The 7,133-nt window shown below is 62.9% G+C and carries 13 protein-coding genes; 9 read left to right on the forward strand and 4 right to left on the reverse strand.

Going from position 1 to position 7,133, the window contains the following annotated elements; translation table 11 throughout:
- A partial coding sequence (locus EN879_RS18055; protein WP_206520961.1) for a TetR family transcriptional regulator C-terminal domain-containing protein occupies positions 1-404 on the forward strand: 404 nt, incomplete at its 5' end.
- A gap of 20 nt (positions 405-424) precedes the next feature.
- Here the strand turns inward: EN879_RS18055 and EN879_RS18060 are convergent.
- Positions 425-1,018: a hypothetical protein gene (locus tag EN879_RS18060; protein ID WP_013532403.1), complete on the reverse strand. Its 594-nt coding sequence runs from the start codon at positions 1,016-1,018 to the stop codon at positions 425-427.
- Positions 1,019-1,128: 110 nt separating this feature from the next.
- On the opposite strand from EN879_RS18060, the gene EN879_RS18065 reads away from it, so the two are divergent.
- Positions 1,129-2,259 carry a metallophosphoesterase gene (locus EN879_RS18065; RefSeq protein WP_063170195.1) on the forward strand — a complete coding sequence of 377 codons (1,131 nt, stop codon included), beginning with the start codon at positions 1,129-1,131 and terminating at the stop codon, positions 2,257-2,259.
- Positions 2,260-2,316: 57 nt separating this feature from the next.
- Here the strand turns inward: EN879_RS18065 and EN879_RS18070 are convergent, their stop codons facing one another.
- Positions 2,317-2,496, reverse strand: coding sequence for a CsbD family protein (locus EN879_RS18070; RefSeq protein WP_013532401.1), 180 nt, complete (start codon positions 2,494-2,496; stop codon positions 2,317-2,319).
- A 198-nt stretch (positions 2,497-2,694) separates the two neighbouring features.
- On the opposite strand from EN879_RS18070, the gene EN879_RS18075 reads away from it, so the two are divergent.
- The 7 genes from EN879_RS18075 (at position 2,695) to EN879_RS18105 (ending at position 6,217) form a co-directional block, all read left to right on the forward strand.
- On the forward strand, positions 2,695-3,348 hold the full coding sequence (locus EN879_RS18075; RefSeq protein WP_063167709.1) for a glutathione S-transferase family protein: 654 nt from the start codon (positions 2,695-2,697) through the stop codon (positions 3,346-3,348).
- A gap of 427 nt (positions 3,349-3,775) precedes the next feature.
- Positions 3,776-3,985, forward strand: coding sequence for a cold-shock protein (locus EN879_RS18080; protein ID WP_010915421.1), 210 nt, complete (start codon positions 3,776-3,778; stop codon positions 3,983-3,985).
- A gap of 359 nt (positions 3,986-4,344) precedes the next feature.
- On the forward strand, positions 4,345-4,572 hold the full coding sequence (locus EN879_RS18085) for a hypothetical protein (protein ID WP_013532399.1): 228 nt from the start codon (positions 4,345-4,347) through the stop codon (positions 4,570-4,572).
- The gene (locus EN879_RS18090; RefSeq protein ID WP_013532398.1) at positions 4,572-4,979 is read left to right on the forward strand and encodes a hypothetical protein; all 408 of its coding nucleotides are present in this window, start codon (positions 4,572-4,574) and stop codon (positions 4,977-4,979) included. The genes EN879_RS18085 and EN879_RS18090 overlap by 1 nt, the downstream gene beginning before the upstream one ends.
- A gap of 1 nt (position 4,980) precedes the next feature.
- A complete protein-coding gene (locus EN879_RS18095; protein WP_013532397.1) occupies positions 4,981-5,148 on the forward strand; it encodes a hypothetical protein in 168 nt (55 codons plus the stop codon).
- Positions 5,149-5,203: 55 nt separating this feature from the next.
- The gene (locus EN879_RS18100) at positions 5,204-5,524 is read left to right on the forward strand and encodes a YkgJ family cysteine cluster protein (RefSeq protein ID WP_032809400.1); all 321 of its coding nucleotides are present in this window, start codon (positions 5,204-5,206) and stop codon (positions 5,522-5,524) included.
- 81 nt (positions 5,525-5,605) lie between these two features.
- Positions 5,606-6,217 carry a LysE family translocator gene (locus EN879_RS18105; protein WP_013532395.1) on the forward strand — a complete coding sequence of 204 codons (612 nt, stop codon included), beginning with the start codon at positions 5,606-5,608 and terminating at the stop codon, positions 6,215-6,217.
- 95 nt (positions 6,218-6,312) lie between these two features.
- On the opposite strand, the gene EN879_RS18110 is transcribed toward EN879_RS18105, so the two are convergent.
- A complete protein-coding gene (locus EN879_RS18110; protein WP_013532394.1) occupies positions 6,313-6,699 on the reverse strand; it encodes a nuclear transport factor 2 family protein in 387 nt (128 codons plus the stop codon).
- 16 nt (positions 6,700-6,715) lie between these two features.
- Positions 6,716-7,133 (reverse strand): OsmC family protein (locus tag EN879_RS18115; RefSeq protein WP_164774455.1); only part of this gene is annotated, 418 nt, incomplete at its 5' end.

The following is a 7,133-nucleotide window of genomic DNA, read 5'->3' on the forward strand; positions in this document are numbered from 1 at the left end:
GCGAAGGCGTGCGCGCGGTGTTCGAGGCCGTGGCGGCGCAACTGGAGCAGCAGGGTTTCGTGCGCGGCTGTCCGCTCAACAATCTGGCGCACGAACTGTCGCTTGCCGACCCGGATTTCCGCATTGCCCTTGCCGGGATATTTGCCGGGTGGCGGCGCGCGATTGCCGACAAGCTGCATGCCGACCAGCAGGTGGGCAAGGACGAGGGCACGGACCCCGAACGCTTCGCCGCGCTGACGGTCGCCGCCTATTCCGGAGCGATGTCGATGGCCAAGGCCACGCAGGATGCCGGTGTGCTGCGGGATTGTCTGGCGGGACTTGAGCGAAGCGCGCCGTCGCCATCGCAGGGCGCATTGGCGGCCAGGCGACGCAACAGGATACTGCCACGGCCGGGAACCCCTTGACTCGCCGTGCTCTGGTTCAGCTACTCGGCCAGCGGCTTGATCGTCTCGTAGCCGTTGACGGATTCCGAACTGGTGCCTTCATCGTAGCGCCGCGCGAGCGCGGCTTGCAGATCTGGCGCATAGAGGGCGGTAAATGAATCCAGCGTCTCGCCGGCACCGTTCTTGAAGGTCTCCTTGACCGCCAGGACATTGTATTTGCACTCGCCCAGGCTGAATGTCTCCTTGCCCTTGACGACCAGGCTCAGCGTCTTGGTGCCCTTCGGCGGCTTGTTCGGCGACAGCTCGACGAACTCTATCGCGGCCTTTGTCCCCGCCTTCAGCGGAAACAGCTTTCGCAGATCGGAAAGCGGGATCATCGCCAGGCGACCGGTGTCGCTGTCGCGAAACACCTCGATCAGGCCGGCAAACAGATACTGGGTTTGCGGCGATTGCGATTCGTAGGTGTTGGCAACCGACATCATCCCGCCGGCCACGGGCCGAAATTCGCTCTGGATGCCGGGCCTCGCCAGAACGAAACCCTTTCTGGCGGACTTGACGTCGACGCAACCGGCCGCATGCGCAGTGCTCGCGCACAACATCGCGGCCAGGATCATGCAGATAGGTGCGGCTTTCATTTTTCGTCCTCCTCCGCTTGCGCAAGCGAGACATGCCAGACCCGTGGCATCATGTCGATGATGGCGCAGAGGCGCTGGACGACCGGCCGCTGTCCATGCTGAATCAGCGTATGATGAATCGCCGTTCGACTGCATCGCTTTCCCGACGCAACTTCCTGGCGCAGGCTGCAGGATTTGCCGCGGCCGGCGCCTTGTCGCGCCCGGCCTTCAGCCAGACCGGGCAACGCGTCCAGTCGATCGACGCCACTTTCCTGTTCATCGCCGATGTCCATGCCTGCCGCATGGCGAGCGGCTTGAGCCCCAACTGCCTGCAGGAAGGCAAGACCGACGCCGCGCTGCTGCGCAACGTGGCGGCGCTGAATGCGCTTGGCGACAAGGACTGGCCAACTGAGATCAATGGCGTCGCCACCGGCCTGCGTTCGGCCGGCAGGATAGGCACGCCGCTCGGCCTTGTCGTCGGCGGCGACATCACCGACGATGGCGGCGGCCAGATCACGCAGCCGAGCGAGGGCACCCAACTGCTCCAGTTCAGCCAACGCTACAGCCAGGGCGTCGGTCCCGATCGCGTGCACATGCCGGTTTATATCGGGCTCGGCAACCATGATCTCGACCAGAACGGCCCGCCGCACCATGTCGACTGGTATCGGCGCGAACTGCGCGACTATGTCGAGGTCAACCATCGCGCCGGCGTGTTCTTCAAGCCGCCGGTGCCGGCCACCGACTATGATGTCGACACCGACTGCTACTCCTGGGACTGGGGCGGCCTGCATCTGATCCAGACGCATCGTTTCGCCGGCGATACCGGCCACGGCGCCGAGAGCAGCCTGCCATGGCTGAAGCAGGATCTGGCGACCTATGCGGCGGACGGCCGTCCGGTCATCCTGTTCCAGCATTATGGCTGGGACACCTTCTCGGTGGAACGTTGGGATGCCGCCAAGCGGCACTTCGATGATGACGGCAGTGGTGCGCCGCATTGGTGGAGCGAGGCCGACCGGCAGGCGTTGCTGGCGGCGCTGAAGGGCTACAATATCGTCGGCATTTTCCATGGCCACCAGCACGAAACGCCGCTGATCTATCGCAGGGACGGGATCGACCTGTTCAAGCCGAAGGCTGCCTATATGGGCGGTTTCGCGCTGGCCAGGGTGACCAGCGACGGCATGGACGTGGTGCTGGGCGAGGCGACCGGCGATCACGGCGAGGTCGCCTTCACCAATGCTTTCAGCAAGGGTTGGAGCACCTGAAAAAGGCGGCCTTCGCGACCGCCTTTCCCTCGATAAAGCGCGTTTGCCGATGTCGGATCAGAGCGCCTTCTTGACCTTGTCCTTGACGTCGCCATAGGCCTTCTGCGCCTTACCGGCGGTCCGGTCTCCCGTGCCTTCGGCCTGGGTCTGCCTGTTGCCGGTTGCCTTGCCCGCGGCTTCCTTGACCGAGCCCTTGACCTGCTTGGCCACGCCCGCAACCTGATCCTTGTTCACCATTTTTTGCGCATCTCCTGGGGTTCTGAATTCGGAGGAATTCATTTGCGGTAGCTAACGAGCCGGCGTCGGTTAGGTTCCAGGCGTCGCCCGGACGGCAGATCAGGTCGCGCGGCCGCCGCCCTGGGGCAAGGCTGGTGGGCTAGGCTGCGAACACGCGTCGACCATGGAATTTGGATGGCCGTGCATGCGGGGAGAAAAATGGCTGAATTCACGCTCTACATCGGCAACAAGTGTTTCTCCTCATGGTCGTTGCGGCCATGGCTGGCGATGAGGCATCTGGAGATCCCGTTCGAGGAAGGTTTCGTGCGGCTGCGCACACCTGAAACCTTTGCCAATCTGGCGAAAGTGTCGCCGACCGGTCAGGTGCCGGTGCTGAATCACAATGGCAAGATCGTCTGGGAAACCCTTGCTATCCTTGAATATCTCGCCGACCTGTTTCCCGAGAAAAAGCTCTGGCCGGCCGATATCGACGCCCGCGCGCTGGCGCGTTCGGCCGCGAGCGAGATGCATTCCGGCTTTCGCGAGGTCCGCTATGGCTGGCCGATGAATTTGCGCCGGCCGAAGGGCCACAAGCCGCTCGACGCCGAGGGCGAGGCGCAACGCGCCCGTATCGAGGCGCTGTGGCGCGAGTGCCGGGAAAAATACGGCAGGGGCGGCCCGTTCCTGTTTGGCCATTTCACCGCGGCCGACGCCATGTATGCGCCTGTCGTCACCCGTTTCGACACCTATGGCGGCACGCTGGCGCCGGATACGCGCGCCTATCTCGACGCCGTGCTGGCAACGCCGGCGATGCGGCACTGGTATGCCGAGGCGGCCAAGGAGAGGTGGCCGGAACCCGGCCCGGACGAATAGCCGGATCCAACGAAAACGCCCCTCGCACCTTTTATCGTGCGGGGGGCGTCTTTGCCATCAACCGTTCTTTCGATTGCTCTCACGAACTGCTGACGACAAGGCATAAATGCGCCTTTGCGCGGATGGTTCCTGGATGCCAGAAAATTTTTTCAACTTGGCGCAAGCGCGCTGTTTGGCGCCCGGTTTGCCGTCATGCCAGCTGGTTTGGCCTGGCGTTTTGGGAGAAATCCGCATCTGTGGCTTTATGCAAATTTGACAGCGCGCCAAAAGAAGCCTACAAGCAAATCGTCGATATTTGTTTGACTGACTTTTGTTATCCGCGCTTTCGAGCGCGCCTTTGACGAACTTCCCACATCAAAAATCGGGACAAACGACGTTGTGCATCCGCATGGCGTCGAACGAATATTTGCCATGGAAAGGGTTCGTCATGAGCACCGGCACAGTTAAATGGTTCAACGCCACCAAAGGTTTTGGTTTTATTCAGCCTGACGACGGCTCGGCCGACGTTTTTGTCCACATCTCGGCCGTAGAGCGCGCCGGCATGCGTGACATCGTCGAGGGCCAGAAGCTCGGCTACGAGATGGTCCGCGACAACAAGTCGGGCAAGATGTCCGCCGACCAGTTGAAGGCGGCCTGAAAAACGAATTCTGCTCTCCCGGTGACCACGGATGTACTGGCACCGGTGAGTGGCGAATTCGGGCGCATGGCCGCGGAGACCTGAGTTTCCACGGCATATCATGTGCATAAGCAGGGCGTTCCCGTGCGGTGCATCCTTTTGGATGTCATCTGGTTGCGCGACGCTCTCATGGAAGGTCAGGCGGTGCCTGGCCTTTTTCATTTTCCGCGCCTTGCCGCCGAAAGTGCGCTGCGCGCCGGCCTGGACGTGCTAAGGGACGCTCCAGCAATTTGAATTCGCCGCGCGTATTGCTTTGTGCGTGATCCTGACCGAAGACCCGGTCTCGCTCCATCGGCACAGGCTCCTGACAGGAGAAAGATTTGACCACCAGTTCAAAGACAACCGTCGATCAGGCCGTGTCCCTGTTCAGCAAGACGCAAACCCAGTCGATGTCGCTCAACCGCATCAATTCCGAGCGCGACGCCGTCAGTGAGGCACGCGAAGCCAAGACCGCGCGTCTGCGCGAATTGCGCCTGGAGAAGGAGGCCGACGAGATGGCCGCCGCCGCCGCGCTAGCCGCTTTGCCGAAGCGGGCCGGACGACGCTGATGGCCACCAAACGCGTACCGCCAACACCGATCGCCGCCGACGCAACCATTGCCGATATGGTCGAAGGCCTCGACAAGCCGGTCGAATTCGTCCGGCGTGTGCTGGAAAAGCTCGAGCGCTGCAAGCGTGCCCACGGTGATGCCCAGGTTCGCGTCGGCGTGCGCGGCCGCGCCGAATGCCCGAACTACCTGATCGAGTATGTCCGCGAAGACGCCAAGACCCATGAGCGGGTGACGTATCAGGACGCCGCCTACAGCGGCAGCACGCATCGCGAGCTGGCAGCCCATCACATCGAGGCGGTGAAAAACTGGTCGCCCGAGGAAATGAACATCACGGCCGTTTCGGCGCTGATCGGCCGCCTGCGCAATCCGCGCGCCCCATCATCGCGCTTCGCCGACGAGGACTGACATGGCCATAAAATTCTCCTCCAAGGATCAGCCGGCAGCCTCGGGTGCTGCGGCAAAACCGGCGAAGCCGGTTGCCGCGCCGAAAGCCGGCGACGCCACCGAGGCCGCGACCGACCTGTTCAAGTCGCCGGCGGATTCGCCGAAGGGCAAGACGGCCAAGAAGAAATAGCGCCTTGCCGCAAGACGCCGATCACAACCCCGCCGCGCCAGGGCTGTCCGCCCTGGTGGCCGCCGCAAGCGTTTTGTCGTCGCAACAGGGCACCTTCGATTGCCAAAGCTGCGGTGCCTGCTGTTCCTATTCGGCCGAGTGGCCGCGCTTTTCCACCGAGGATGACGCACAGCTCGACCGTATCCCGGAAAAATATGTCGCATCCGACCTGTCAGGCATGCGTTGCGAGGGCGTGCGCTGCTCGGCGCTGTCCGGCGAGATCGGCAAGTCGACCGCTTGCGGCATCTACGACGTGCGGCCGGACGTCTGTCGCGCCTGCATGCCCGGCGACGAGGAGTGTCTGATGGCACGCCAGGCGCTCGGATTACCGGTGTAGCCAATCTCCCGTCGCCTCCGCTTGTGCGCCGACCCGCAGCCCGGTACCTTCCTGGCTTGGTAGGGTGGCGGAGGAACCATCGTGAGCATCGAATTTCTGTTGACGTCCCTGATTGTCGTGGCTTCGCCCGGCACCGGCGTTCTCTACACGCTGAGCGCCGGCCTCTCGCGCGGTGCGCGGGCCAGCGTCATCGCCGCCTTCGGCTGCACGCTCGGCATCATCCCGCACATGGCCGCCGCCATCACTGGCCTGGCGGCGCTGCTGCACACCAGTGCGCTCGCCTTCGAGACGCTGAAATATCTCGGCGTCGCCTACCTGCTCTACATGGCCTGGAACACGCTGAAGGAAAAGGGCGGCCTCAGCGTCGAGCAGGATGTGACGCCGCGCTCGGCCGGCAAGGTGATTGCCACCGGTATCCTCGTCAACGTGCTCAATCCGAAACTGTCGATCTTCTTCTTCGCCTTCCTGCCGCAGTTCGTCAGCACCACCGAGCCCAATGCGCTGTCGAAAATGCTGGAACTGAGTTCCGTCTTCATGCTTTTGACATTCGTGGTTTTCGTCGGCTACGGCATCTTCGCAGCCTCGATCCGCAGCCATGTCGTCTCGCGGCCAATGGTGTTGACCTGGATGCGCCGGACCTTCGCCGGCGCCTTCGTCATGCTCGGCGCAAAGCTGGCGCTGGCCGATCGGTAGCGGGGAGCGGTTCAGTCTCGCTGATCCGCTCTCCTTTGTTGCGCTATTCCGGGCGAAAAGCGGTTATGCGCTTTCGGGGCATTGCTCGGGGCGCGCTACCCCTTCACATAGCCCATCGCTTCGACGATCCGCCCATCGGCCACACGCATGAGGTTGACGCCGCGCAGCGAATTGCCGTCGGTCATGAAATAGCGCCAGCGGATCGTTGCCCGGTCACCGGCAACGAAGGTTTCCTCGATATCGAAGCGCGTGCCGGCCTGGGTCGCGATCGCCGTCCAAAGCCCGACGCACGCTTCCTTGCCGGCATGGCGAGCGCCGTCCGGCGCCGGCACGGTGTTCTCGATCACGCAATCCTCGGCCACCAGCTCGGCGAGTGCCGAAGGATCATGGCGTTGGAATACGTCGTTGTAGCGCCGCATGATCTCGGCGGTCTTCTGGGACAGATCGTACGCGTTTGCGTCCATGACAATCTCCTGTGTCATCTTCTTTCTCCTGGCTTCATTGACCTTTGGTGGCTTCGACGAGCGTTGCCTTGAGGGTGATCTGAGACACGCCGCCAAGGGCCCGCGAGACGAGGCAGCCCGCCTTGGCGGACTGTGTAAGGCGCTCGAATTCATCTTCGGCAAGTCCCGCGACCTCTGCCTCGGTTTCGAGTTCGATGCGGGTGATCGTCGGACCGGCAGCGGTTGCGCCAAGATGCACCTTGGCGACGGTGCTGATGCTTGTCGGGACATAATTGGCGTTGCCCAGTATGGCGCTCAGCGCCATCGAGAAGCAGCCTGCATGCGCCGCGGCGATCAGTTCTTCCGGGTTGGTGCCCGGCCCGTTCTCGAAACGCGACGGGAAGGAATAGGCGCCTTCGAAGACGCCGCTGCCGAGCCGCAACCGGCCCGAACCTTCCTTCAACGTCCCTTGC

It is taken from the genome of Mesorhizobium sp. M7A.F.Ca.AU.002.02.1.1, from assembly GCF_003998535.1.
GTDB lineage: Bacteria > Pseudomonadota > Alphaproteobacteria > Rhizobiales > Rhizobiaceae > Mesorhizobium > Mesorhizobium ciceri.

Excerpts from the sequence above, each read along its gene's own strand:
- EN879_RS18060 (WP_013532403.1), bottom strand. The coding sequence starts at position 1,018 with ATGAAAGCCGCACCTATCTGCATGATCCTGGCCGCGATGTTGTGCGCG.
- EN879_RS18065 (WP_063170195.1), top strand. The coding sequence starts at position 1,129 with ATGATGAATCGCCGTTCGACTGCATCGCTTTCCCGACGCAACTTCCTG.
- EN879_RS18070 (WP_013532401.1), bottom strand. The coding sequence starts at position 2,496 with ATGGTGAACAAGGATCAGGTTGCGGGCGTGGCCAAGCAGGTCAAGGGC.
- EN879_RS18075 (WP_063167709.1), top strand. The coding sequence starts at position 2,695 with ATGGCTGAATTCACGCTCTACATCGGCAACAAGTGTTTCTCCTCATGG.
- EN879_RS18080 (WP_010915421.1), top strand. The coding sequence starts at position 3,776 with ATGAGCACCGGCACAGTTAAATGGTTCAACGCCACCAAAGGTTTTGGT.
- EN879_RS18090 (WP_013532398.1), top strand. The coding sequence starts at position 4,572 with ATGGCCACCAAACGCGTACCGCCAACACCGATCGCCGCCGACGCAACC.
- EN879_RS18095 (WP_013532397.1), top strand. The coding sequence starts at position 4,981 with ATGGCCATAAAATTCTCCTCCAAGGATCAGCCGGCAGCCTCGGGTGCT.
- EN879_RS18110 (WP_013532394.1), bottom strand. The coding sequence starts at position 6,699 with ATGACACAGGAGATTGTCATGGACGCAAACGCGTACGATCTGTCCCAG.